Annotated in this window: 23 protein-coding genes; 13 read left to right on the top strand and 10 right to left on the bottom strand. The window is 39.8% G+C overall.

Annotated elements, in window-relative coordinates; translation table 11 throughout:
* Window position 1: 1 nt before the first annotated feature.
* Both ACLIBH_RS08595 and ACLIBH_RS08590 read left to right on the top strand, forming a co-directional pair.
* Window positions 2-928 carry a two-component system regulatory protein YycI gene (locus tag ACLIBH_RS08595; protein ID WP_439316295.1) on the top strand — a complete coding sequence of 309 codons (927 nt, stop codon included), beginning with the start codon at window positions 2-4 and terminating at the stop codon, window positions 926-928.
* Window positions 925-1,710, top strand: coding sequence for an MBL fold metallo-hydrolase (locus tag ACLIBH_RS08590; protein ID WP_439316294.1), 786 nt, complete (start codon window positions 925-927; stop codon window positions 1,708-1,710). The genes ACLIBH_RS08595 and ACLIBH_RS08590 overlap by 4 nt, the downstream gene beginning before the upstream one ends.
* A gap of 271 nt (window positions 1,711-1,981) precedes the next feature.
* Here ACLIBH_RS08590 and ACLIBH_RS08585 read toward each other — a convergent pair whose 3' ends face one another.
* The 7 genes from ACLIBH_RS08585 to ACLIBH_RS08555 form a co-directional block, all read right to left on the bottom strand.
* On the bottom strand, window positions 1,982-3,280 hold the full coding sequence (locus ACLIBH_RS08585) for a CapA family protein (protein WP_439316293.1): 1,299 nt from the start codon (window positions 3,278-3,280) through the stop codon (window positions 1,982-1,984).
* Window positions 3,273-4,520: a M20 family metallo-hydrolase gene (locus tag ACLIBH_RS08580; protein WP_439316292.1), complete on the bottom strand. Its 1,248-nt coding sequence runs from the start codon at window positions 4,518-4,520 to the stop codon at window positions 3,273-3,275. The genes ACLIBH_RS08585 and ACLIBH_RS08580 overlap by 8 nt, the downstream gene beginning before the upstream one ends.
* A 4-nt stretch (window positions 4,521-4,524) precedes the next feature.
* Window positions 4,525-5,826 carry an amidohydrolase gene (locus ACLIBH_RS08575; protein ID WP_439316291.1) on the bottom strand — a complete coding sequence of 434 codons (1,302 nt, stop codon included), beginning with the start codon at window positions 5,824-5,826 and terminating at the stop codon, window positions 4,525-4,527.
* A 23-nt stretch (window positions 5,827-5,849) separates the two neighbouring features.
* Window positions 5,850-7,115, bottom strand: coding sequence for a TRAP transporter large permease (locus ACLIBH_RS08570; RefSeq protein WP_439316290.1), 1,266 nt, complete (start codon window positions 7,113-7,115; stop codon window positions 5,850-5,852).
* A 12-nt stretch (window positions 7,116-7,127) separates the two neighbouring features.
* Window positions 7,128-7,631 (bottom strand): TRAP transporter small permease, encoded by a 504-nt coding sequence (locus ACLIBH_RS08565; RefSeq protein ID WP_439316338.1) that lies wholly within the window; start codon window positions 7,629-7,631, stop codon window positions 7,128-7,130.
* Window positions 7,632-7,784: 153 nt separating this feature from the next.
* Window positions 7,785-8,822 (bottom strand): DctP family TRAP transporter solute-binding subunit, encoded by a 1,038-nt coding sequence (locus tag ACLIBH_RS08560; protein WP_439316289.1) that lies wholly within the window; start codon window positions 8,820-8,822, stop codon window positions 7,785-7,787.
* 26 nt (window positions 8,823-8,848) lie between these two features.
* Window positions 8,849-9,595: a creatininase family protein gene (locus ACLIBH_RS08555; protein WP_439316288.1), complete on the bottom strand. Its 747-nt coding sequence runs from the start codon at window positions 9,593-9,595 to the stop codon at window positions 8,849-8,851.
* A gap of 252 nt (window positions 9,596-9,847) precedes the next feature.
* Here ACLIBH_RS08555 and ACLIBH_RS08550 point away from each other — a divergent pair, with 252 nt between their 5' ends.
* The 3 genes from ACLIBH_RS08550 to ACLIBH_RS08540 all read left to right on the top strand — a co-directional run bounded on the left by ACLIBH_RS08550 (window position 9,848) and on the right by ACLIBH_RS08540 (window position 14,231).
* Complete coding sequence (locus tag ACLIBH_RS08550) at window positions 9,848-11,167, top strand: hypothetical protein (RefSeq protein ID WP_439316287.1); 1,320 nt, start codon at window positions 9,848-9,850, stop codon at window positions 11,165-11,167.
* A gap of 88 nt (window positions 11,168-11,255) precedes the next feature.
* Window positions 11,256-12,437: a S1C family serine protease gene (locus ACLIBH_RS08545; protein WP_439316337.1), complete on the top strand. Its 1,182-nt coding sequence runs from the start codon at window positions 11,256-11,258 to the stop codon at window positions 12,435-12,437.
* Between the two features lie 468 nt (window positions 12,438-12,905).
* Window positions 12,906-14,231 (top strand): short-chain fatty acid transporter, encoded by a 1,326-nt coding sequence (locus ACLIBH_RS08540; protein WP_439316286.1) that lies wholly within the window; start codon window positions 12,906-12,908, stop codon window positions 14,229-14,231.
* A gap of 133 nt (window positions 14,232-14,364) precedes the next feature.
* Here ACLIBH_RS08540 and ACLIBH_RS08535 read toward each other — a convergent pair whose 3' ends face one another.
* Window positions 14,365-14,739: a DoxX family protein gene (locus tag ACLIBH_RS08535; RefSeq protein ID WP_439316285.1), complete on the bottom strand. Its 375-nt coding sequence runs from the start codon at window positions 14,737-14,739 to the stop codon at window positions 14,365-14,367.
* Between the two features lie 389 nt (window positions 14,740-15,128).
* Here ACLIBH_RS08535 and ACLIBH_RS08530 point away from each other — a divergent pair, with 389 nt between their 5' ends.
* Complete coding sequence (locus ACLIBH_RS08530; protein WP_439316284.1) at window positions 15,129-17,024, top strand: PrkA family serine protein kinase; 1,896 nt, start codon at window positions 15,129-15,131, stop codon at window positions 17,022-17,024.
* Window positions 17,025-17,164: 140 nt separating this feature from the next.
* Window positions 17,165-18,307: a sporulation protein YhbH gene (gene yhbH / locus ACLIBH_RS08525; RefSeq protein ID WP_439316283.1), complete on the top strand. Its 1,143-nt coding sequence runs from the start codon at window positions 17,165-17,167 to the stop codon at window positions 18,305-18,307.
* Window positions 18,308-18,449: 142 nt separating this feature from the next.
* Here the strand turns inward: yhbH and ACLIBH_RS08520 are convergent, their stop codons facing one another.
* On the bottom strand, window positions 18,450-18,803 hold the full coding sequence (locus tag ACLIBH_RS08520) for a hypothetical protein (RefSeq protein WP_439316282.1): 354 nt from the start codon (window positions 18,801-18,803) through the stop codon (window positions 18,450-18,452).
* Between the two features lie 478 nt (window positions 18,804-19,281).
* Here ACLIBH_RS08520 and ACLIBH_RS08515 point away from each other — a divergent pair, with 478 nt between their 5' ends.
* The 6 genes from ACLIBH_RS08515 (at window position 19,282) to rlmH (ending at window position 23,726) form a co-directional block, all read left to right on the top strand.
* On the top strand, window positions 19,282-20,667 hold the full coding sequence (locus ACLIBH_RS08515) for a SpoVR family protein (RefSeq protein ID WP_439316281.1): 1,386 nt from the start codon (window positions 19,282-19,284) through the stop codon (window positions 20,665-20,667).
* A 93-nt stretch (window positions 20,668-20,760) separates the two neighbouring features.
* Window positions 20,761-21,201, top strand: coding sequence for a CBS domain-containing protein (locus tag ACLIBH_RS08510; protein WP_439316280.1), 441 nt, complete (start codon window positions 20,761-20,763; stop codon window positions 21,199-21,201).
* A gap of 284 nt (window positions 21,202-21,485) precedes the next feature.
* A complete protein-coding gene (locus ACLIBH_RS08505; RefSeq protein ID WP_439316279.1) occupies window positions 21,486-21,701 on the top strand; it encodes a helix-turn-helix transcriptional regulator in 216 nt (71 codons plus the stop codon).
* Window positions 21,698-22,120: a hypothetical protein gene (locus tag ACLIBH_RS08500; protein ID WP_439316278.1), complete on the top strand. Its 423-nt coding sequence runs from the start codon at window positions 21,698-21,700 to the stop codon at window positions 22,118-22,120. The genes ACLIBH_RS08505 and ACLIBH_RS08500 overlap by 4 nt, the downstream gene beginning before the upstream one ends.
* A gap of 295 nt (window positions 22,121-22,415) precedes the next feature.
* Window positions 22,416-23,207, top strand: a complete 792-nt coding sequence (locus ACLIBH_RS08495; RefSeq protein ID WP_439316277.1) for a YhfC family intramembrane metalloprotease — start codon at window positions 22,416-22,418, stop codon at window positions 23,205-23,207.
* 39 nt (window positions 23,208-23,246) lie between these two features.
* Window positions 23,247-23,726 (top strand): 23S rRNA (pseudouridine(1915)-N(3))-methyltransferase RlmH, encoded by a 480-nt coding sequence (gene rlmH, locus ACLIBH_RS08490; RefSeq protein ID WP_439316276.1) that lies wholly within the window; start codon window positions 23,247-23,249, stop codon window positions 23,724-23,726.
* A gap of 114 nt (window positions 23,727-23,840) precedes the next feature.
* On the opposite strand, the gene ACLIBH_RS08485 is transcribed toward rlmH, so the two are convergent.
* Window positions 23,841-24,107, bottom strand: a 267-nt coding sequence (locus tag ACLIBH_RS08485; protein WP_439316275.1) for a hypothetical protein, incomplete at its 5' end; no start/stop codon positions are given.

Below are 24,107 nucleotides of genomic sequence, written 5' to 3'. Positions count from 1 at the left end.
GATGCAATGGGGTCAGATAAAAACGTTGTTTATCCTCTGCTTCCTTATTTTAGATATCTATTTGCTCATTCAGTTTTTGGATAAACAGGAGCAAGCAGATTTAGGAATTTTAGAGCAACAAGACACGACGATTGAAGAACAATTAGAAGAAGAGTCGATCGAAGTTGGGCCACTTCCAAACGAAGAGTACGAAGAAGCATTTATTTCTGTTAAACCAAAAGTGTTTACAGAAGCAGAAGCGAAGCAGCTAAAAGAATTAAAAGGGCAAAATGGTCAGGTGCTCTTTAAAAACTTTATATTCTCCCAATATGAAAAACCGAAAAAAATACCCGAAAACGCACCCGCAGATGAAATTGAAAAGCAAATTCAAGAGACATTGCTGTTTCCGGAGAAATATACGTACTGGGACTGGAACAAAACTGCAAATGTTCTTATTTTCTTCCAAGAAGAGGGAAGTCGCCCGATCTATTTCAATCAAAACGGGCTCATACTTGTATATCTCAATACCAACAATGAAGCGATCTTTTATACACAGACAATGCTAGGCGAATCAGAAACACGAGCGGAAAAGCAGAAATTAATTACGCCTATTAAAGCAATTGAAACGTTGTATAAGTTAAATGAACTAAGCTCTGGTGATAAAGTAACGAAAGTAGATATTGGCTTTCATACAAGAATCCCACTTGATAGCGGAATACAAGTATTTGCACCAACGTGGAAAGTAGTAGTCAATGATACGAAGGACTACTTCGTTAATGCAATGGAAGGCTTTGTCTTTTCGAGTGATGAAGATACGTTTTTATATGATGCAATTAATATGAATTTGGATAAAGTACAAGCTCTCGATGACCAAGACATGTCGAAAATTTTTGTTGAACAACAGATAAATGGAAAACTGGAATTACTTAATCGGGGTGAAACAGAGTGAGTTTTCGTTTTAGTGTTTTAGCATCCGGGAGTACCGGAAATGCTTTTTATATAGAGTCAAAAAAAGAAAGAATATTAGTAGATGCAGGATTAAGCGGGAAACAAATTGATCGATTGTTTAGTGAAATAAACATCGATCCAAAACAAATTACAAGTGTATTAGTTACACACGAGCATAGTGATCATATTAAAGGGTTAGGTATTATTGCACGCAAGTACGATTTGCCCATTTATGCGAACGAAAAGACGTGGAAGGCGATGGAGCATGCAATTGGAAAAGTGCCACTCGACCAAAAATTCGTATTTGGTATGGGAGAAACGCGGACGTTTGGAGATATTGATGTTGAGTCGTTTGGCGTATCTCATGATGCAGCAGAACCAATGTTCTTCACCTTCCATCATCACGGAAAAAAGGTCGCACTTGTTACCGATTTGGGCTATGTGTCGGAAAGAATTAAAAAGACAATTGAAGCTGCCGATGCATATATATTTGAAGCAAACCATGATGTAAGTATGCTGCAAATGGGGAGATATCCGTGGAGTGTAAAACGACGCATTTTAGGAGATACCGGTCACGTCTCAAATGAGGATTGTGGCCTTGCACTGAGTGATGTTATTTGTAACCGAACGAAGCGGATTTATTTAGCACATTTGAGCCAAGACAACAATATTAAAGAGCTTGCGCGCATGTCTGTCGATAGTGTATTGAAGGAAAGAGGGATTGATATCGATTTACAGGATACCGATCCGGCTGCTCCAACGCCACTTTATGAGGTTGTGTAGCACACGCTGTTTAAAAAGAAGCTAGAGAAAAGACAGCGTAAGTAATAAAGCACATAGAAATCCGAACGAGCTCCTGCCAGTCAGGCAGAGTCTCCGTTCGGATTTTTGCTTTCGATTATATAATAGATTTATCGATCAAAAGCACATGAAGACCTACGATTTTTAATCGTGTGTCTCGACTTCCTTCTTAATACCGGTTTTAGCTCACTTTTCTAAAGCAATACCTATAAATGAAATTGTATAGATAAAATTAAGCTTTTTCTTTCAGCTTTTACCCGTAAATAAATCCGATGCTATTTTTAATTTCAATTTTTGTATTGAAAGGCTCTGAAAGGATTTTTAGCTTCTCCAAAGCTTGACTGGAGGTTGCAAGCTTCGGCCATCCTCGCGTATAACGAGGCGTTTCAAATCCAAGCTCAATAGGATAAAGCGTAATTTTTTCTAACCTTCCATTTTTCATTGTCCACGATGGTATAACAGACTCCCATACGTCTCGGTTTACACCCAACCCTTTTTTTCCATTATCACTTCTTTTATCGATCGCATCTGCAACATTTTCCTCAAATCCCATTCCATACTTTGTATAAAAGTCATGAGGAAGGTTAGAAACGGTGTCGTTTTGGAAAATAAAGTTTCCTAAGCTATAAAAAATCGGACAATGTTTATAAATTTCGATACCTCGTAAAATGTGAGGGCCGTGTCCAATAATTGCATGTGCGCCTTCGTCGATACAAGCTCTGGAAAAGTTTTTAATAAATGGCGCAGGCTTGCTTTTATCCTCGCCCTCCATTTCATGCGAATGGATACTAACGATGACGTAATCGGCTTGTCGTTTTGCTTCGGAGATTGCCTTTTTAATTCGTAGCAGGTCGATTGCAGCAGGAGTTGTTATTTTCCCTTCTTTATCACCCGCTTCAAAGTCGTAGTTGCCAAATTTGAAGGAATGTGGATTCGTAGCAACGGCAAACCCTTCTTTAACTGCTAAGTTATGATCGGCATTTATATCCGTAACAGCAGCAATTTCTTTTAAATACGCTAATTTCTCTTTTGCTACAACATATTTAGTGTCATGACGTAAAGGATTAACTCCTGGGCGCCCCTCTACATCTGCACGCTGCTCACCAGCAGCCCATGTTTCATGAAAGGTTGAAGTTGCAGCTATAATCGCAACACGACCTGACGGACAATCAACGTATTTTGGAGCACTTGCTTCAGCTAGGTTGCGTCCAACACCCGCATGAATAAATCCTTTAGCATTCATATATTTAGCGGTTGCCTCCAAGCCTCCATAAGAATAATCAAGCGTATGATTATTAGCCCAAGCAAGTGTATTAAATCCATATGCCTTTATATCGTCTAAAACAGTTGGAGGTGCGATTGCCCAAGTCCCCCCACTCACCGCAGATGGAAATCCTTCAAAGTGGTGTGCAGTTACTTCAAAGTTCGTAAAGCGAAACTCACCTTCGTGAATTATTTTAGATATATTACAAAAGTTTTTGTCAGTAGCAGATGGAAGCCGGCGAGTAATAAAGCTATCCCCGGTTGCTACAAAAGACATTGACTTATTCATTGAAATGCTCCTTTTTTTGTACTAGCTTTACGTAGTCTACTAATACTTCAATTCCATTTAAAATGTTTACCGTATCTGTATATTCATCTGGATTATGACTTACACCGTTACATGGAATGAATAGAAGACCGCTTGGCCAGCGTTGTGCCATGTTCATAACATCATGTCCTGCTCCACTAACGATGTATTGGTATGTTTTTCCGGAATGCTCAGCAGCTTTAATTAACTGATCGGTTACTTCTAAATCCATAAAAACAGGGTATTCCTTTGCCAACTGAAGTAGATTCGTCTCTACACCTGTCGTTTCAACGACCGTATCGCAAAATGCATGCAGCAGTTTTTCACTTTCTTCCAGTAGCTGTTCATTCGTGCTACGTATGTCAACACCTAACGTCACTGATTCAGGTATTACATTCATATTATTAGGTGCTACATGAGCAGTTGAAACGGTAGCAACAAAATGATCCTTCGTTGCTAGGTCCGCGCCAAGCTCCTCTATAAAAGAAATCCAGCGTGCTGCAGCCACCAACGCATCCTTTCTCTTTTTCATTGGTGTTGTTCCTGTATGGCCTGCCTCTCCCTTTAATTGGAGCTGGTATCGTAATGGACTTGCTATGCCAGTAGCAATTCCAATTTGTTTATTTGCACTTTCTAACAGCGGCCCTTGTTCAATATGCAGCTCGACAAAAGAATGCAGCTCTTTTTCCTGCCAATCCATTTTCTTTATATCAGAAATATTTAATCCGTGTAAACGGAGTGCTTCGTAAAGCGATACATTTTGTTCATCTACTAAGTGATCAAGCTCACCAATGGGAAGCAACCCTGCCATTGCTTTGCTTCCTATTGTAGCTATTCCGAACCGGGCAGACTCCTCTGCGATAAAGCATATAATCTCTAAAGAATGATCTGGTTGGAAACCTATGTCGCGCAGCTGCTTAATAACCCCTAAGCCTGCTAATACGCCTGCTGTCCCATCATATGCTCCTCCATTTTTAACAGTATCCAAATGAGAACCAAAAGCAATTGGCGGCAGCTCTGGTTTTGCCCCTTGATAGGTTGCGATCACATTACCAATAGCATCTGTACGTACGTCTAAATCCAAAGATTTAGCAATAGAAATAAACGCATGCATTGCGGCTTGCTCTTCTTTCGTAAATGCAAGTCGTGTATACCCCCCACTGCTTTGTTTCGTACAGTCGGGGTTGAGCAACCGAAGAGTATTATTTAACCAAGTTAACATTAAATCACCCCCGTTTCGTGCAAGCAAGAACAATCCGTGTAAAAACTTCTGTACCAATATGCAAAACATTTTCATCAAAATCGAACTGTGCGTGATGGTGACCAGCGGCAAGTGGTGTGCCAAATAATAAATAGGAGGCTTTTCCACCTTGCTTCTGTACATAATTCATCATATAAACAGCATCCTCAGAAGCATTAAGCTCGCGGTATGAAACGATGGAGGAAACATCTCGGGTCGCTTCAATTTCTGGTATTAACTCATCCATAAATGCTTGATCTGATTGTGCTCCGGAAGCCTGACCTACTAAACGCCACTCACAGTCGACATCGTATGCTTGCGCAATACCTTCAATAATTCGAATCGCTTCTTGCGTCATAAATTCATTAATCTCCGTTGTTTCCCCGCGTGTTTCTACGGACATTGTCGCTATATCAGGGATTACGTTCCTTCCTGAGCCAGCATTTAGTTGGCCAACGTTAATTCGTGTCTTTCCAGCACTATGTCTTGGGATGCTATGTAGATGAATACTGGCTGAGGCTGCTGCAAGCAACGCATTTTTGCCAATTTCTGGCTTATCTCCTGCATGTCCAGCTTTTCCTTTGTATTTAACATCAAGCTTCGTTGTTGCAAAAAAACCACCAACAGCAGTGACGATCTCCCCTAGGTGAAAGCTTTGAAAAGCAATATGACCACTGAAAAAATAATCTACGTCTTTAAGCCAGCCTTTATTAACAACAGACTTTGCTCCTCGACATCCTTCTTCTGCAGGCTGGAAAAGCAAACGAATTTCACCGCTTAGCTTATCGATATGTTTCGCTAAAATAGTAGCAACACCTAATCCGATTGATGCATGTCCGTCGTGGCCACATGCATGCATCATTCCTTCGTGCTTTGAACGGAATCCTTTGGTAGCCGGGATATGATCTGCGCGACTACTTTCCTGAATATCTAATGAATCGATATCAAATCGTAATGCGATGGTAGGTCCGGGCTTATTCGTTTTTAACACACCGACTACTCCCGTGTGACCTCCTGTCATTTGCTCGACCCATTTTGGATTGGCGCCTTCGGATAAGGCTCTTTTTTTATTTTCCTTTAAAACATTAACACACGGAACACCCATGCGGGATGTTGATTCACATACGTCCTTTCCAACAAACACCTCATATCCGTTGTCAAAAAGCTTGTCAGCAATTTTAGCCGATGTACGATACTCGAGCCACCCTGACTCTGGGTATTGGTGAAAATCCCTCCGCAACTCGATTAACTCTTGTTTCAATTGTTGTATATCTTCTGTGACGGACATTGTTGTCAATCCTTTCTATATATCTAACGATCAATTAAAAATAAAGATAGATCCGGCCATACGACGATTAATGCTAATACGAGAATCATAATAAAAATAAAAGGAACAATTCCTCTAATTACTTCTTCCAATGGTTCCTTAGCGATACCTCCAACAACAAATAAGTTGAGTCCGACTGGAGGGGTAATCATAGCTAACTCTAGGTTGATCGTAACGATAATCGCAAAATGGATTGGATTGATGCCCATTTGAGCTAGAATCGGGAAAAATAACGGCATTGTAATTAATATAATGGCGACACCTTCCAGGAACGTACCTAAAATGAATAGCAAGATGTTTACTAAAATTAAAAATGTCCACTTGTTAAAATTACTTTCAACAATCCAGTTGGCTATTTCTTGTGGAATTTGGTTATTTGTTAAGAACAGCCCAAAAATAATTGCAGCTGCAATAATCATAAATATCATTGACGTTAGCTGCACCGTCTCTGTTAAAATGGGCTTTACATCTGCCCAGGAAATTTCACGATAGACAAAAACAGCGATTAAAATTGCATATACACTTGCAATAACAGAAGACTCTGTAGGTGTAGCGATACCACCATAGATACTATAAAAAATTATAAATGGTAATAGCGCACCCCATACTGCTTTACGTGATGTCTTCCATCTTGCATTCCACGAAGCCTTTTCCAATCTGCCAAAATTATTCTTTTTAGCATAAAGGATAGCAATGGTTATTAAAACGCCACCTAAGATAATTCCAGGAATAACACCAGCAATAAACAAATCACCAATAGACGTGTTTGTTACAGCGCCATATAAAATTAAGGAAAGAGATGGAGGAATGAGGATACCAAGCGTACCTGCTGCCGCTACTAATCCCATAGAATATCGTTTACTATAGCCTGCTTCTACCATTGCTGGAATCATAATAGATCCGATAGCAGCAGCGGTAGCTGGACTAGAACCAGATATTGCAGCAAATATCATACACGCCAAAATAGTTACGACGGCCATACCACCGGATATATGTCCTACCCAGGCGCGCAACGCTTCAATTAAATACTTTGAGATGCCTCCCTTTGTCATAATAATACCAGCAAATATAAATCCCGGAATGGCCATAAGCGTAGTCGAATCAATACCAGAAAACATCTTTTGTGTTACTGTAATTAAATTAAAATCCTGCAAGTAAAAAACGATCAATGAAGCAACTGCTAATGAAAACGCAATAGGCACTCTAAATAATAAAAAGAATATAAATATACCAAAGACTAGCCAGCTCATTTTAATCCCCCTTTATAACTTCTGGTGTAAATCACCTGTTGAGTCATCCTGCTTACCTTTAAATAAGTAAAAAAACTTCTCGATCGTTCGAATGGCGAGTAGTGTTGCTGATATAGGCAGGATTAAGTAAATAATCCATAACGGGTATCCATTTAACGACTGTTGTCCTGTTTGTAGCTTCTGGTGGACAAGATCAATTCCTGAAGTTAATAAAAATATAAAAAAGCTCAAAATAACAACATTTGCAAAGATGTCTACGATAACTTTTATATTTTTTGGCAACACATTATAAAAAAGCTCCATACGTATATGGTTATTTTCACGAAGCGTTGCTGCTGCGCCAATCAATATGCCCCATACTAATAAAATTCGAGCTACTTCATCTTGCCAGGTCGTCGGCAAATGAAGAACATAACGCAAAATTACACCATAAAAGAGAACCATTAATCCACTTACAACTAAAATGCCTGAAGCCCAATCTTCAAACTGCTCCAGCAATTTCTTCAACTTTTGCATTGGCACTCACCTTTCCCCTTTTTAAAAATCCATGTGACGGTTACTATATATAGCAACCATGCTTCATCGTTTTGGACGTCATTCGGTGGAAAAACAATGGATAAAAGTGGATCCCCCAATCTGATCAAACCGGGGGATCACAAACGCTTTTACTTATTCTAATGTACGCGCAAACTCAATCGCTTCTTTTCCTATTGCCTCTTCTTGCTCCTTGAAAATAGGTTCTACCTTTTCAATAAATGCCTTTTTTTCTTCATCCGTCAAAGTCGTAACTTTCGTATTTCCACTATCAATAATTTTTTGCTTTGCTTCTTCATTAAGTTCGGCAGTCCAAGCGATTTGCTGATCGGTAACCTCATCTACAATCGTATCCAGTTCCGCACGGATGTCTTCCGGCAAGCCTCCCCAAAACTCTTTATTTACGATCAAAGGATACGTTGCAATGCTATGAGCAGTTTCTGTAAGGTAGCTTTGTACTTCATGAAATTTCTGGCTTTCAATATTGTTGTACGGGTTTTCTTGTCCATCTACTGTACCTTGCTGTAATGCCATATATAACTCACTAAAAGAAATAACGGTTGCTCCTGCACCGAGAGCTTCAAAGTGATCGGCAAGTATACCGGATGACATAACACGGAATTTAAGCCCTTTCATATCTTCTGGTGTCTTAATTTCTCTAGTATCGTTCGTTAAATGCATTTCTCCACCAAGCCACGTTGTCAATACTTGGATATTATACTTATCAACAGAAGAGTATAACTCTTGGCCAATATCACTCTTAGAAAATTCTAAAACGGCATTCCCACTATTAAATAAATAAGGCATTAGAAAAATATCAAACGATTTATCAAGGCCAATCATTTTAGAATTACTAGGGGCCATCATTTGGATGTTTCCAGCTTCGAGCGCTTCTAATCCAGCATCATCATCATACAGCTGGCTCGCTGGATATACTTCAACCTCGACTTTTCCATCTAAACGTTCTGCAACAAGCTCTTGAAACATATTCGCTGCTTTTCCTTTAGGTGTTGTTTCATCTACGACGTGAGAAAATTTGATAATAATTGGATCGGATCCATCTTCTCCCTTTGTTTCTGATGCTTGTTTATCTTCTCCTCCACCACAAGCTGTCAAAAATAAACCGAGGATTAAAATGAGTGCTGCTGAAAAAATAGACTGTTTACGATTCATTTGTGTACTCTCCTTTAAATTAAGTTTTAGGCGTGTATAAAACGACGTACAGTTTGATAAACCTCATCAGAAATAATCGATAATATTTTCATGCCGATATCTTTTGAAGCATTTCTTGCATCATCACTGTATCCGTTTACACCAACGCTGTTGTTTGGTCTTGATATGTATATTCTTCGTGCATTATCAACGGTAGGAATGTCATCTTTCCGCTGTGCCGGGCGTTTCTCCATTTTTACATGTGCAGGCTTAAGCGCTAACATTAGTGACGTTTCAAATCCACCCGCATGTCCTGGTACTCTACCAAGTGCTGGAAGATCCAGCTCTTTTTCTAAGCGATCCCATGCAAGCGTCCAATACGAAGCTGCTCCTATGGAGATTTTCAGCTTTTGTGACATATCTCGTGCTACGATACGTATCGCCTCATCATTACCACCATGTGAGTTTAATAGAATCACTTGTTTACACCCAAAAGTGGCCAAAGATTCTGTTAAATCCTTCAAAACTGCAATCAATGTTTCACTCGTTAAGGATAACGTTGGATATGGAAAATGATGGTGAGAATTTCCATATGTAACGACCGGTACTGAAAAAACCGGAAATTCGTTTTTAAACTTAGCACAAACAGCATTCGTAATTGCATCAATAATGGTTGCATCTGTGCTTAACGGCAGATGTGGGCCATGCTGCTCTATCGCTCCAACCGGTATAATGGCAACCCCTCGTGAAGCAATCGCTTCCACTTCTTCACGTGTCATTTCATCAATTCTCAATGGTGCTTCATCCCCTCCTTTGAATTTCAATACAAAACTAATTAAGGAAATATCCATATATATTCCGTTAATAGTAATAACATACAAAAATTTAACGTACTTGTCAATTTAATTTTTTAATTTTTTTAAACATTACTAAATTCAATCGATTAGTAATACGTGCAAAACTAGCAAAAAGAGTGTGCAGGCATGTATTTTATTGACAATCCGTATGAAAAATTATAAGGTCAAATTTAGCGAGGGGGACACGGCATGAAAAATACAATAGGGATTATTGGCCCAGCTGATACCGTACAGCTTATACTAGAAGTAGCAAATGAATTTACGGAAAGAATTCAACATATTCCATTTATTTATAAAAGTTTTGAAGAAACGAAGGAAATTATTCAAACGAATGGCAATAAGGTCGACGTGTGGATCTTCTCTGGACAAGCGCCATTTGCTATAGCAGAAAAATATTTAGAGTCGCAAAGTGGCTTTTATCCCCATTTAAATGGATCAAGCTTAACAAAGGTTCTTTTGGACATCTCTTATAAGGATCATAAGCAGTTAAATCGTCTAAGCTTTGATACAATTCCATCGCACGACGTTCTGGAAACCTTTTCCGAGCTTAATTTAAATACGGAAGGGTTAAAGCTGTATCCGTATAGTGGGTATAAACCGACGGAAGAACTCGTTCAGTATCACTCAGCCCTTCACGAAAGCAATCAAGTAGACGCATGTATTACAGGGATACGCTCGGTTTATGAAGCACTTAATGCACGCGGTGTACCAGCCTATCGTATTACGCCAACAAAGATGGCAATTCGTGATACGATTTTAATGGCGAGTCAGCAAAGTGAAATTATTCAATTCAAAAGCGCACAGATTTCCATTTTGATATTGCAAATATACGATATGAATAAACGAATCGGCGATAGCGATCGTTCGTTTGACATGTATCGTGTTAGCTTGAAAATCCAAGAGCTGATGATTGAGTTTACGGAGTCGATCCAAGGCTCCTTTATTTTGCAAGGAAATGACAAAGTAATTATGTACTCGACCCGCGGTGCGTTAGAGGTTAATCAGAGTAATGATGTATTTTCTTTGCTTGATAAAATTACAATGTTGACAAAGCTAACAGCAAATATAGGGATTGGTTACGGCAATACTGTTTTTGGAGCCGAGCAAAATGCGTACTTGGCATTAAACCATGCAAACGATTATGGAAAAAATAATATTATGCTTGCAGACGAAAGAGGGATTGTAGAGGGGCCTTTACACGATGCAAAAAGTATTCTATTCAGCCGGCGCTCGTACGATGCTGCAGTTATAAACAAGCTTAAGCTATCCGGTATTAATGTAAGTACGTATAACAAAGTACTATCTATTCAGGACAATTTAAAACAAGGGTTTATTAGTGCTTTTGAGCTGGCGAAATGGCTCGGCATGACGCAACGCAATGCTCGAAGAATTTTAGGGGATTTGGAGAAGCATGGACTTGCCGAAATCGTAGGTGAAGAAACACCTGGGGCAAGAGGAAGACCGCGTCGGCTATTTAAGGTAGGCGTAACGGAAGAAGACAGCAAGTAAAACGGATGATAAATCTGTCGTTTACAGGATATAATAGAGAGGGAATACATATACAAGGAAAGCGATGAATGAAAAGAGGGATGCGTTCATGGGATATTACAGCAATCAATCGCCATACCGAAAAAAAGGCGGAAATTGGCTTATACCGATTTTAATAGGGGTTATAATTGGAGGCGTATTCGTATTTTTCTTAAAACCGATGGACAGTAACGAAAATCACTCCTCAACCAATGAACAGAGTGAATCAACTACGGACGGACCAACCGAAACAAAAAATATCTCTGTCAATGTTTCCACTCAAATAACCGACATTGTTGAACAAGTATCCCCAGCTGTTGTCGGTATTACAAACATTCAGCAAAGAGCTGATTTTTGGCAGCAGCAGGAGGATCGAGAAGCTGGTTCTGGCTCGGGAGTTATTTATAAAAAGCAGGATGGCTATGCGTATGTCGTAACAAATCATCATGTGATTGAAAATGCGGATGTTATAGAAGTCGTCCTTTGGGATGAAACAACGAAGGAAGCTGAGCTGCTTGGAACCGATTTGTTTTCTGATTTAGCCGTTTTGCGCATGGAAGATGATGACGTCGATCAAGTGATAGAAATGGGTTCATCAGAAAGTGTAAAAGTAGGTGAACCAGCAATCGCGATCGGTAATCCATTAGGTATGTTTTTAGGCTCCGTCACACAAGGAATAGTTAGTGGAAAGCAGCGTACTGTACCGCAAGACTTTAACCAAGACGGTCGTGCCGATTGGCAAGCGGAAGTCATTCAGACAGACGCAGCGATTAATCCTGGAAATAGTGGTGGTGCTTTAATTAATATGGAAGGCCAGCTTATTGGGATTAATTCTATGAAAATTAATCAGACGGTTGCGGAAGGTCTCGGATTTGCGATTCCAGTTGACATTGCAAGACCAATCATTCAAGAGCTAGAGGAGACAGGAAAAGTTACGCGTCCATACTTAGGGGTTGAAATATACGCACTGGAAGAAGTGCCAAAGGTCGAGTGGAGAAATACATTAAACTTACCTGACACTGTAAAAGGCGGCGTCTATATATGGAGCGTCGAACCATTAACGCCAGCGGATCAGGCAGGGCTTAAGCGGCTCGATGTAATTACAGCAATGGACGGAAAAGAAATAACCGATATGATTGAGCTACGTAAAATCTTGTATCAAGAAAAAGAGGTTGGCGATACGGTAAAAATAACCTTCTATCGGGATGGAGAAAAGCAAGAAACGACTGTGAAGCTCGGCATTCAAAAATAAATAAAACCGGACATCGTTTCCATGCGAATCAAAACGCAAAAGAAGCGCGATCAAAAGTGAGGTTCAGTCATCAAAATTTGATGAATGGACCTTTTTTCGTTTGTCGACAAGTTTTTCAGCGTCTTTGCCACGGTATTTGCCTACCTTTGCCGTACGCAATAAAAGAATTATCCACAGGTGCTTTGTTTTATACACAGCACGTAGATATCTATTTATTCCGACACAATTAAAATCAATATATAGATTAAAAAGGCAATATTAATCAAGATAGATAGGAACATTTGTGCATATGTGGATAATGTTGTGGATAAAGTCCATTTCAGCGTTGAGCGACCGTTAAATTTTCGGAATAAATCGTTTTGTACAGCTCGTATATATAGCCTCCGCTTAAATTGTACGGACTGCTAATAATATTGCACGAAACCATTCGATATGATGATACAAATAGCATTTAGAGGAGGGTTATCTATGTTAGCGAAAACGGCAAATCGATTTTCCAAGCTCGTTCAGCGTTATTTGCCAGATGCTTTTGTAATTGCTGTATTAATGACTGTCATTGTGTTGGGGATTGCTATTGCAATGAATCCGAGCGAGCCGGTACAAATGTTTCAAGCGTGGGGAGACGGGTTTTGGACGTACCTTGCATTTACAATGCAAATGGTTATTTTATTAATGACCGGAATGACACTTGCATCGGTTCCTTTTATAAGTAGGATGTTATCGAAACTAGCAGAGCTTGCAAATAAACCTTGGCAGGCCTACTTACTCACATTTCTCGTTTCTGCTGCAGCGTATTATATTAATTGGGGCTTGGCGATTGTCATTGGTGCAATAATGGCACGGGAAATTGGGAAACGAAATGATCGAGCACACTTTCCTTTACTCGTTGCATGTGCATACGCGGCTACTGTCCTTTTCCCGGCAGGTCTTTCTAGCTCCATTGGATTGACGGTAGCGACGGAGGATCACTTTTTACAGGATGTTATAGGCGTTATTCCAACTTCTGAAACGATCTTTCACCCAGCAAACATTATTATCTTCTTATCCCTAGTGGCGACGATGTCTGTTTTTCTAATTTTAATGGCACCAAAGGATAAAATTATTAAGTATGAGGAAAAGAATCCTGAAGCAACCAAAGCTGAAAAGGAAGTATCTGCAAGCAGTGAAGCATTAACACCCGCGTTAAAGCTGGAGCGTACACCGACATTAGGCATGCTAATTGGACTTATTGGTATTGTATACACGATTATTTATTTTAGCAGTGGCCGTGATTTAGACTTAAACAGTATTAATATTTTTTTCTTATCGCTTGGATTGTTCTTTCACCGATCATTAGGCAATTTTGTAAAGGCTTTCAAAGACGTTGCTACTTCTACGAGTCCTATTGTATTACAATTTCCCTTTTATGCTGGCATTATTGCTATATTGAGCAGCTCTGGACTTGGTCAATTAATTATAGATGGAATGAGCTCGTTTGCATCCCCAAGTACATTTAACGTATTTACGTATTGGGTTGCAGGGTTTGTAAATATTCTCGCCCCTTCTGGTGGTGGTCAGTGGGCGCTTCAAGGACCATTGCAAATGCCTGCCGCAATTGAGCTTGGTGTCGAACCAGCAAAAGCAGCTATGGCAGTTGCGTGGGGAGATGCATGGACAAATTTGATTCAGCCATTTTGGGCGTTGCCTATTTTATCCGTAGTTGGCTTACACATTCGGGATATCATGGGGTATTGCATTTTATTAAGTACAATCGTCGGCGTCGTTACAAGCGTGTTAATCTTTTTCCTCTTGTGAATGAAACGTATACAAGCCCAAGGGTACGTATGACCGATACATGAGCACATTCAAAGCGACGAGTCTCTTGTTTTTTACAAGCCTCGTCGCCTTTGTTTCCGTGACAAAAAGCTGCTTTTAGCGTGCGAATACGTCAGCCAATTGTCTGTTGTGCGCTTTTTTTCCAAACGATCAGTAATAGGATAAGCATAACAATATCTAGGCGTGCTTCAAAAGCAAAAGAAAATATACCTTTACTCGAAATAACAGGTAGCTTAGTAAGAAAAATTGCTCCAAGCATAATGACAATTAACGGAACCGTTGCTTGCTTCGCATACATTCCAGCAACAATTAACGTACCGCATGTTATTTCTACTAATGCGAGTACGAATAACACTGTCTCCGGAAACGGTATGCCTAAATTAGCAAAAATCCCTTTAAAATCAGATACGAGTAATTTCATTATTCCTGATGAAATAAAGACATAGCCTATAGCATAGCCGATCCATTTTAGTGTATGAATGTGCATCGCTTTCCTCACCCCCATCTTTATTTTCACTATATGCGAGCATGTGGACAAACTTTCCTACCGATACGTAAACGAATATGTAAAATACCTGTGTATAACTGTTATGCACAAGCTGATCCATTCAACAGTATGCTTAAACACTGCTATATGGCGTAGTTAGAGCAAATAGGACGGAACAATGAAACGATTTTAGTACGTTATCCAAAAGTTATTAACACCTCTGTCCACAGGATTCTGTGGATAACCTGGAATTTGTTTGAATCGTTTGTTTATACGTTTCACTTAACGGCTTTTTAAGAAAGCTACTCCTCCTACTTAAAAGTTCCGTGCATTTCGTAAGCTGTAATTGCATAAGCTGTATAAACCTCAGACATAGATGGAGGCAAAAAATGGATATTTTAAATAAAATAAGGCATTATCGTGAAGAAGAAAAACAGCTCATGTGGGAAGGTACATTTGCAGAATATCTTGAAATTGTGAAACAGCGTCCTGAAGTAGCTCAAACCGCCCATTCACGTGTATACAATATGATTAAGCATGCCGGCTTAAAGGAGGATAATGAGCAAAAACGGTATGACTTTTTTGGCAGTGAAATATTTGGTCTTGAAGCTGCAATTGAAAAGCTCGTAGAAGAGTATTTTCATCCGGCAGCAAGGCGCCTGGACGTGCGGAAGCGGATTTTGCTATTGATGGGTCCCGTTAGTGGCGGTAAATCAACGATCGTAACGATGCTGAAGCGAGGACTGGAAAAGTATTCGCGGACAGAGGAAGGTGCTGTTTACGCAATTAAAGGGTGTCCAATGCAAGAAGATCCTTTGCATCTTATTCCACAGGATTTACGGGAGGATTTTTTTAAGACGTACGGTGTTCGTGTGGAAGGAAGCTTATCGCCGCTCAATTTAATGCGCCTTGAACAAGAATACGGCGGACGTATTGAAGATGTAATTGTAGAACGGATCTTTTTTTCCGAAGATAAGCGGGTAGGAATTGGTACGTTCAGTCCATCTGATCCCAAATCGCAGGACATTGCCGACTTAACGGGCAGTATTGATTTTTCAACGATTGCCGAATATGGTTCTGAATCCGATCCCCGCGCGTATCGTTTTGATGGAGAGCTGAACAAGGCGAACCGTGGCATGATGGAGTTTCAAGAAATGTTGAAATGCGATGAGAAGTTTTTATGGCATTTACTTTCCTTAACCCAAGAAGGAAATTTTAAGGCCGGCAGGTTTGCCTTAATTAGCGCTGACACGTTAATCGTAGCTCATACGAACGAAGCAGAATACCGCTCCTTTATATCCAACAAAAAAAACGAAGCGCTCCACTCCCGTATTATTGTAATGCCGATTCCGTATAATCTAAAAGTAAGCGAAGAAGAACGGATTTATAAAAAGATGATCACACAAAGCGATATCGCTCACGTGCATGTAGCACCTCATGCATTACGAGCAGCGGCGATTTTTTCGATATTAACTCGGTTAAAGGATTCAAAAAAGCAAGGCGTCGATCTGCTGAAAAAAATGCGCCTTTATGACGGCGAGAATGTGGAAGGATTTAATCAAGTCGATTTGGACGAATTAAAAAACGAATATACGGAAGAAGGCTTAAGTGGAATTGATCCTCGGTATGTAATTAACCGTATTTCATCGGCCATTATACGAAAAGAAGTGCCAGCTATTAACGCATTAGATGTGCTACGCTCCTTGAAAGAAGGCTTGGATCAGCACCCGTCTATTTCTAACGAGGACCGCGAAAATTATTTGAATTATATTTCAATCGCACGCAAGGAGTACGACGAAATTGCTAAAAAAGAAGTACAAAAAGCGTTCGTCTACTCGTATGAGGAATCTGCAAAAACGTTAATGGACAATTATTTAGATAACGTTGAAGCCTACTGCAATAAAAACAAGCTGCGCGATCCATTAACAGGAGAAGAAATGAACCCCGATGAAAAATTAATGCGTTCTATTGAGGAGCAAATCGGCATTTCTGAAAATGCGAAAAAAGCATTTCGCGAAGAAATTCTCATTCGTATATCTGCATACGCGCGTAAAGGAAAAGCCTTTGATTATCACTCCCATGAACGGTTACGCGAAGCGATACAAAAAAAGCTGTTCGCTGATTTAAAGGACGTAGTTAAAATAACGACATCATCGAAAACGCCAGATGAATCGCAGCTAAAGAAAATAAATGAAGTCATTGCTCGATTAATTGACGAACATGGCTACAATTCGATATCTGCAAACGAGCTTTTGCGCTATGTAGGAAGTCTGTTAAACAGATAAGTAAGCGTTCGTTTATGCACGCCAAGCGCTGACAGCTTATTAAAATTGCTTACACAAAAGAGATATAGATGAACCGTTTGAACGGAAGGAGCATATAATAATAAAACGTTTATTTTAATAAAAAGAAGGAGGGAGATGGGATGCAAGAAAGAAAAGAAAGCTTTGTCGTCTCCAAGGAAAATTGGTCCCTCCATCGAAAAGGACATCAAGATCAAAAACGCCATATGGATAAAGTGAAGGAAGCAATTAAAGATAATTTACCAGATTTAATTAGTGAAGAGAGTATCATTGCCTCCAACGGGAAAGATATTATTAAAATTCCAATTCGCTCGCTTGATGAATATAAAATCCGGTACAATTACGATAAGACGAAGCATGTGGGGCAAGGAGACGGCGACAGTAAGGTTGGAGATATTATCGCCCGGGATGGGCAAGCAAGTAATGGCTCAAGGCCAGGTAAAGGAAAACAAGCAGGCGACCAACCAGGAGTAGATTACTATGAAGCGGAAGTATCGCTTGCTGAAATTGAAGAAGTGTTGTTTCAGGAGCTTGAGCTTCCTAATTTGGAACAAAAAGAACAAGCTGAGCTAACTACGGAAAAAATTGAGTTTAATGACGTGCGCAAAAAAGGATTAATGGGAAATATAGATAAAAGAAGAACGATTTTAACCGCCTTAAAAAGAAATGCAACGAGAGGGACACCGACGATAAACCCGATTCAACCAGACGACTTGCGCTTTAAAACGTGGAATGACATTGAACGACCGGAATCCGAAGCCGTTGTGTTAGCAATGATGGATACGAGTGGCAGCATGGGAAACTTCGAAAAGTATATGGCACGCAGCTTCTTTTTCTGGATGACGCGATTTTTACGAACGAAATACGAGGCCGTAAAAATTGAATTTATCGCCCATCATACGGAGGCAAAGGTTGTTAGTGAGGAAGCCTTTTTCTCAAAAGGGGAAAGTGGTGGAACAATTTGCTCTTCTGCATACAATAAAGCAATGGAGCTCATTAAAGAAAAATATAGCCCCGAACGCTTTAATATTTACCCGTTTCACTTTTCAGATGGTGACAATTTAACGTCGGATAATCCGAAATGCATGAAGCTTGTGCAAGACTTAATGGATGTTTCCAACATGTTTGGCTATGGGGAAGTAAATGTATTCAGTCGCTATTCTACATTAATGAACGCCTATAAACGAATAGAAGATCCGAAATTTAAGCATTATATTTTAAAAAACAAAGACGATGTTTACCATGCAATGAAAGAGTTTTTTTAACGAAGGGATCGCTTCCGCGTTTGGAAGCGCCCTTTTCCTGTTTCTACATTTTATGCGTATCATGTAAGGTGGTCGTAGTAGGAATATGCTTGTCTTCAGTACGACTAGTGCAGTGATTTCATAGAAAAAGACCTAGCTATTCCTATTTCGTACGTGTAATTTTATAAGCGGCACGATCGGTACTTATAATAAATTGCATACCATCAAATTCATACAATGTACTATCCTCCAGCGGTACTTCATACATCCGTGACGGGAGCGGCTGCTGACTATTTTGCCCATATTCTGTTTCAATCGTGCCTGCACCGTTAAGCTCCAACGTATATATCGCTTCGTACTCATCGAGTCTTTCTACATCCTTGTTATAAGAAATCGATTCAAGTACTAAAGCGACTTCATCTACATCGTCCATCTCAAGCTTGGATACTGTTACTTCTTGTCCCGTCCACTTGCTTAACTGGTCATTGAACTCCTCAATCGTCAAAAAATGATCCATGCAAGCATCCCTCCTTTTCTTTAACGTTTCCTTTCCAGAAGAAAACATGCACGAGCTGTTAGCAATTAAGAAGTAGCCTTTACATGGTTATCGAAGCGACGCTTTATTTCATTGCTATAAAGGAAAGCAAGTAAGTAAAAAAAGGAAACAACTTTTATTCTTTCGTGGGCGCAAAGGAATGGTTAAAGGAAAATTTTCTAACATTGCCGCGCATGGAATACATTTGCTTCCGCGGGCGCGTGGTGCGCCTCCTCGTGTTAAAGCTGCGGCAACAGAAAAAGTCCTCGTGTGTACGGAATATGATCATTTCTCGTAAAAAACAAGGATTTTCGATTAGCATGTGAGAATCAACAGGATCCAGACACGAGCGAATGGAAGATGCGAGACTCCAGCTAAAAGAAAGCTTAATTAAATTTCTTGGTTCATGAATTCCCTTCTTAATCATAAACTATAGAAAGCACTTGAGGAGGGATCGCTTTTGGAGAAAGAACTGGCGAACGCCATCGACGAAATAACGGAAATTGCTTCCGACTTTGGTCTTGATTTTTACCCAATGCGCTACGAAATTTGTCCAGCAGATATTATATATACGTTCGGCGCTTACGGCATGCCGACTCGGTTTACACATTGGAGCTTCGGCAAACAGTTTCATAAAATGAAGCTCCACTATGATCTCGGCTTAAGCCAAATTTACGAGCTCGTTATTAATTCAAATCCGTGTTACGCGTTCCTGCTTAATACAAACAGTTTAATTCAGAACAAGCTCATCATCGCACACGTACTCGCCCATTGCGATTTTTTCAAAAACAATGTTCGTTTTTCCAACACAAGACGCGATATGGTAGAGAGCATGACCGCAACCGCTGAACGGATAAGCGCATACGAAATGGAGCACGGTAAAAAGGAGGTTGAGCGGTTTTTAGATGCCGTGTTATCGATTCAAGAGCATATTGATCCCACAATTATTAGAGCCGAGCATTCAGCACTTGACGAAGAACTGCAAAAAGGAAGTACACCTTATGATGATTTATGGAAGCTAGATGAGCAGAACGAGGATGCTAGTGAGCCGGTAAAAAAGGAGAAAAAATTCCCCGAAAAACGAGAAAAGGATGTATTGTTATTTATTGAGGCACATAGTCGCGAATTAGACGATTGGCAACGAGATATACTAACGATGATACGCGAAGAAATGCTTTACTTTTGGCCACAAATGGAAACTAAAATTATGAACGAAGGCTGGGCATCCTATTGGCATCAGCGAATTTTAAGAGAAATGGACTTAACGACGGACGAAACGATTGAATTTGCCAAGCTGAACGCAAGCGTCATTCAACCGTCCCGAACACAAATTAACCCCTACTACCTCGGATTAAAAATATTTGAAGATATCGAATCCCGCTACAATGAACCAACCGCAGAAATGAAAGAAAGAGGTGTCCAGCCAAATTCCGGGAAAGAAAAAATTTTTGAAGTACGCGAGCTCGAATCCGACATCTCCTTTATCCGTAACTATTTAACGAAGGAGCTTGTGGAGAAAGAGGATTTGTATTTATTTGAAAAACAAGGACGCGATTACCGTATTACAGATAAGGAATACGAAAATATCCGTGGTCAGCTCGTTTCCGCCCGCGTCAATGGAGGCTTTCCATATATTTATGTAGAAAATGGCGACTACTTAAAAAATGGCGGGCTGTATCTCGTCCATGCATACGAAGGGATTGAACTAGACCTCCCTTACTTGGAAAATGTACTGCAATATATTTATCAGCTCTGGGGTCGCACCGTCTACATGGAAACGTATGTTGATGAAAGAAAAGTATTGTTCTCTTTTGGCGGATCAAAAATTGCACGAAGGAATTTGTAATAAGCGACTAAAAAATGCATCCATGGTAAAAACTACCCTTTATAAATTTTGAAAAACGAACCAACCTATATAGGGAAAGGAGAGGTTTTTATCATGCAGCACCAACAATTGCGAAGTGTAATGACATCTAATGTAACGACAGTAAAGGAATCACAATCGATTCAAGAAGCGGCTGCGCTAATGAGTGAACGTAATATTGGCTCTGTTCCTGTCGTAAATGAGAGCGGCCAAATGGTTGGTATTATTACCGATCGCGATATTACATTACGCTCCACGGCACAGGGAGAATCAGCTCATACCCCCGTATCTGAAGCAATGACCTCCCAGCAAATTGTAAAAGGTACGCCGGATATGAGCGCACAGGAAGCAGCTCAGCTAATGGCACAGCAGCAAATACGCCGCTTGCCCGTCGAAGAAAATGGCCAAATCGTCGGGATGGTTGCATTAGGTGATCTAGCTGTTGATAATATGTCCGATGATGCAGCAGGGGAAGCATTATCAAGCATTTCTACTCCTTCAGAGCCCCAAAAATAACGATAAGTAGGATGATGGAAAGAGCGTTGATCAGCCACACGAGATCAACGCTCTTTTTGTATGGGGGTAGGGTATGCAAAAACGTTAAAAGGAAAATAGAGATAAAATTTGTGTTTTCAAATGCGTTAGTGGAAAATCTGGAAGACCCTCCGACAGTAAGTTATTACAGATAGGAAAAATTGGACGTACAAGTATATAAACTGTAAAGATCCCTTTACATATGTCTTGTTTCTCTGGTACTATAAGTGTAAAGATACCTTTACATAACATGGAGGTTTAGCGGAATGGCCGTGAGGAATCATATTAGAGAAATCCGCATAAAAAACGGAATTTCTCAAGTTAAAATGGCCGAGGATCTACAAGTTACTCGGCAAACAATCAATGCAATTGAAAAGCACAAATATAACCCAAGTCTAGAACTAGCATTGAAAATCATTGCGTATTTTAACATGGGAATTGACGAAATTTTTATTTTAGAAAAAGGGGAGGAAGCCAGATGAGTTTAAAAAACAAACAAGCGTGGGGGAAAACATTCGAAAGATGGACACCGTACATCATAATTATCGGTACGCTAATCGGCGCAGTCCTCGGATCATTACTTGTTTACCTTTTCCAAGGTGAATTTCCGTACGAGGTTCTCGCTGGCGGACTGGCCGTAGCCATTATTTTAACCGTCCTTCAGCTTATAAAGCAGAAACGAAAAAAGGATAACCTACCCGAAGCCGATGAACGTGTCGTTTACAACGTTTTCCGCTTCTTTGCCTATTCATCTCATATAACCCTCGCCGTGTTATTTATTGGTCTAGCCGTTTTTACACTGCTCGGATACGAGTCCATTTCAATTTTATACGTATGGGTGCTATTCTTTGCATATATTTGGATTACAGGCATCGGCGGCCTTATCATGAAGCGAAGGTAAGAGAGCGAACGCGAGAAAAAATTCAAAGGGCTAATTAAATATGGGACAATGGTTCGCCATATCTAGTAGCAACACGGAAATGATCGGAAACGTCGGTTGCAAAATTACGAATGTACGAAAAGGTGTGCACTTGTTATCAACGAAATAAAGCGATTCGGATAAAGGTATTGTAATGCGATAGGAATAGACCAATTTTTATGTAATAATTAAAAGTGATTTTCATAAATTTTTTAGATGAAGTCGAGGCAGCGGATAGTAGCCACGATGTTCGTCATCATGAAAGAGAGGTCCATCGATGATTAGTACAGCGAAAATAATATCTATGTTTATTCCGATTGTCTTTTCCGTCGCATTATTTGTAGGATTTATTATTTTTTACAAAAGAAAAACCGGCATTTCAGCCAAACCACTTTTATTAGGAGCAGTAGGATTTATCGTTTTCACGCAATTTTTGGAGCAAGTGTTACACGCGATCGTCATAACGAACTTCCCAAACTACGCAGATCACCCTTGGTTGTTCGGGCTATACGGCGGGCTAGCTGCCGGTATTTTCGAAGAAGTCGGCCGATTTATTTTATTCGTATGGCTTTTGAAAAAATACCGCAAATATAAGGACGGCATTTCGTTTGGTGTCGGCTGGGCAGGAATCGAAGCGATTATCATTACATTCACCCTCGCCATTCCTCTTATTATTTTTTCATTTTCAATAAATGCCGGAACGTTTGAGTCGACGATCGGACAGCAGCTTCCAGAGGAACAAGTGGCACAGATAAAAGAAATGATATACACCCAAGGAACGGCCTATTACATATTGGCTTGTGTCGAGCGCTTTTTTGCCATGTGCATGCAAATCGCCTTAAGCTTGATCGTACTTCACGCAGTAGTAAAACAGAAATTTATTTACGTCCTCTACGCCATTTTGATACATGCAGCGATTGACTTTCCAATCGTATTTTACCAAACGGGGTACATTACAAACATATGGATTGTGGAGTTGTACATTGCGCTAATTGGAATAGCTGCAATCGTTTATATAAAAAGAGCGAAAAGTAATTTCGAAGGTTACGAAGGATACGATCACGTATAAGGAAAAGTACAAGTCTATTGAGCAGGAGTAAAAAAACAAATGAAAATAACAATCATTACCGTCGGAAAATTAAAAGAGAAATATTTAAAGCAAGGAATTCAGGAATATTTAAAACGCTTGAGCACTTATGCAAAAGTAAACATCGTCGAATTACCCGATGAAAAAGCACCAGAAACATTGAGTGCAGCGGAAGAAGAAGCTGTGAAACGCAAAGAAGGCGAACGCATCTTAACAAACATAAACGACGACACGTATGTCATCACACTTGAGATCGAAGGAAAAATGGTCACCTCCGAACAGCTCGCCGCAAAAATAGATGACCTCGCAACGTATGGAAAAAGCAAGGTTGCCTTCGTCATCGGCGGCTCCCTCGGCTTAAGCGAAGCCGTTCAAAAGCGAAGCGACTTTTCCTTGTCCTTTTCAAAAATGACCTTTCCACACCAGCTTATGCGGTTGGTGTTGCTGGAGCAGGTGTATAGGGCATTTCGGATTGTGAGGGGGGAACCGTATCACAAATAGTGGTAAAACAAAGGGTGGAAATCAAAATTAATAAGCAATGGCTTGGCAAAATAACATGAATCAGAACTGTATTATGAAGTTAGGAAGACAGGGTTATACCTGTCTTTTTCTAATTTACACTTTTTTACTATCATAATGATTTAAAATTCTTTCTTCCTGTTGATGTAGTTTTTCTATTTTAATTAACTTTTCTTCTCCAGAATAAAAAGGATTAGAATTAATATTTTCCTTTCTCTTTTTATATCTCTCACTAATAATTTTATGGTATTTTATTCCATAGAATTGGTGATATAGTTTATAGTAGGTAACTTTTGCTTCATCTAGAAACCTAATAAACTCTTGATAACTATTAACTAATAAATCTAAAATTTCAAGTTCATT

The sequence above is a fragment of the Virgibacillus sp. W0430 genome (assembly GCF_051846935.1).
GTDB lineage: Bacteria > Bacillota > Bacilli > Bacillales > Amphibacillaceae > JBPYCR01.
Note: the sequence above shows the minus strand (reverse complement) of the source record. Positions and strands in the feature narration are given on the sequence as shown.

Bases quoted from the DNA above. Each gene is read 5' to 3' on its own strand.
- ACLIBH_RS08595 (WP_439316295.1), top strand. From the start codon at position 2: ATGCAATGGGGTCAGATAAAAACGTTGTTTATCCTCTGCTTCCTTATT.
- ACLIBH_RS08585 (WP_439316293.1), bottom strand. From the start codon at position 3,280: ATGAATAAGTCAATGTCTTTTGTAGCAACCGGGGATAGCTTTATTACT.
- ACLIBH_RS08580 (WP_439316292.1), bottom strand. From the start codon at position 4,520: ATGTTAACTTGGTTAAATAATACTCTTCGGTTGCTCAACCCCGACTGT.
- ACLIBH_RS08575 (WP_439316291.1), bottom strand. From the start codon at position 5,826: ATGTCCGTCACAGAAGATATACAACAATTGAAACAAGAGTTAATCGAG.
- ACLIBH_RS08570 (WP_439316290.1), bottom strand. From the start codon at position 7,115: ATGAGCTGGCTAGTCTTTGGTATATTTATATTCTTTTTATTATTTAGA.
- ACLIBH_RS08565 (WP_439316338.1), bottom strand. From the start codon at position 7,631: ATGCAAAAGTTGAAGAAATTGCTGGAGCAGTTTGAAGATTGGGCTTCA.
- ACLIBH_RS08560 (WP_439316289.1), bottom strand. From the start codon at position 8,822: ATGAATCGTAAACAGTCTATTTTTTCAGCAGCACTCATTTTAATCCTC.
- ACLIBH_RS08550 (WP_439316287.1), top strand. From the start codon at position 9,848: ATGAAAAATACAATAGGGATTATTGGCCCAGCTGATACCGTACAGCTT.
- ACLIBH_RS08545 (WP_439316337.1), top strand. From the start codon at position 11,256: ATGGGATATTACAGCAATCAATCGCCATACCGAAAAAAAGGCGGAAAT.
- ACLIBH_RS08540 (WP_439316286.1), top strand. From the start codon at position 12,906: ATGTTAGCGAAAACGGCAAATCGATTTTCCAAGCTCGTTCAGCGTTAT.
- ACLIBH_RS08535 (WP_439316285.1), bottom strand. From the start codon at position 14,739: ATGCACATTCATACACTAAAATGGATCGGCTATGCTATAGGCTATGTC.
- ACLIBH_RS08530 (WP_439316284.1), top strand. From the start codon at position 15,129: ATGGATATTTTAAATAAAATAAGGCATTATCGTGAAGAAGAAAAACAG.
- yhbH (WP_439316283.1), top strand. From the start codon at position 17,165: ATGCAAGAAAGAAAAGAAAGCTTTGTCGTCTCCAAGGAAAATTGGTCC.
- ACLIBH_RS08520 (WP_439316282.1), bottom strand. From the start codon at position 18,803: ATGGATCATTTTTTGACGATTGAGGAGTTCAATGACCAGTTAAGCAAG.
- ACLIBH_RS08510 (WP_439316280.1), top strand. From the start codon at position 20,761: ATGCAGCACCAACAATTGCGAAGTGTAATGACATCTAATGTAACGACA.
- ACLIBH_RS08505 (WP_439316279.1), top strand. From the start codon at position 21,486: ATGGCCGTGAGGAATCATATTAGAGAAATCCGCATAAAAAACGGAATT.
- ACLIBH_RS08500 (WP_439316278.1), top strand. From the start codon at position 21,698: ATGAGTTTAAAAAACAAACAAGCGTGGGGGAAAACATTCGAAAGATGG.
- ACLIBH_RS08495 (WP_439316277.1), top strand. From the start codon at position 22,416: ATGATTAGTACAGCGAAAATAATATCTATGTTTATTCCGATTGTCTTT.
- rlmH (WP_439316276.1), top strand. From the start codon at position 23,247: ATGAAAATAACAATCATTACCGTCGGAAAATTAAAAGAGAAATATTTA.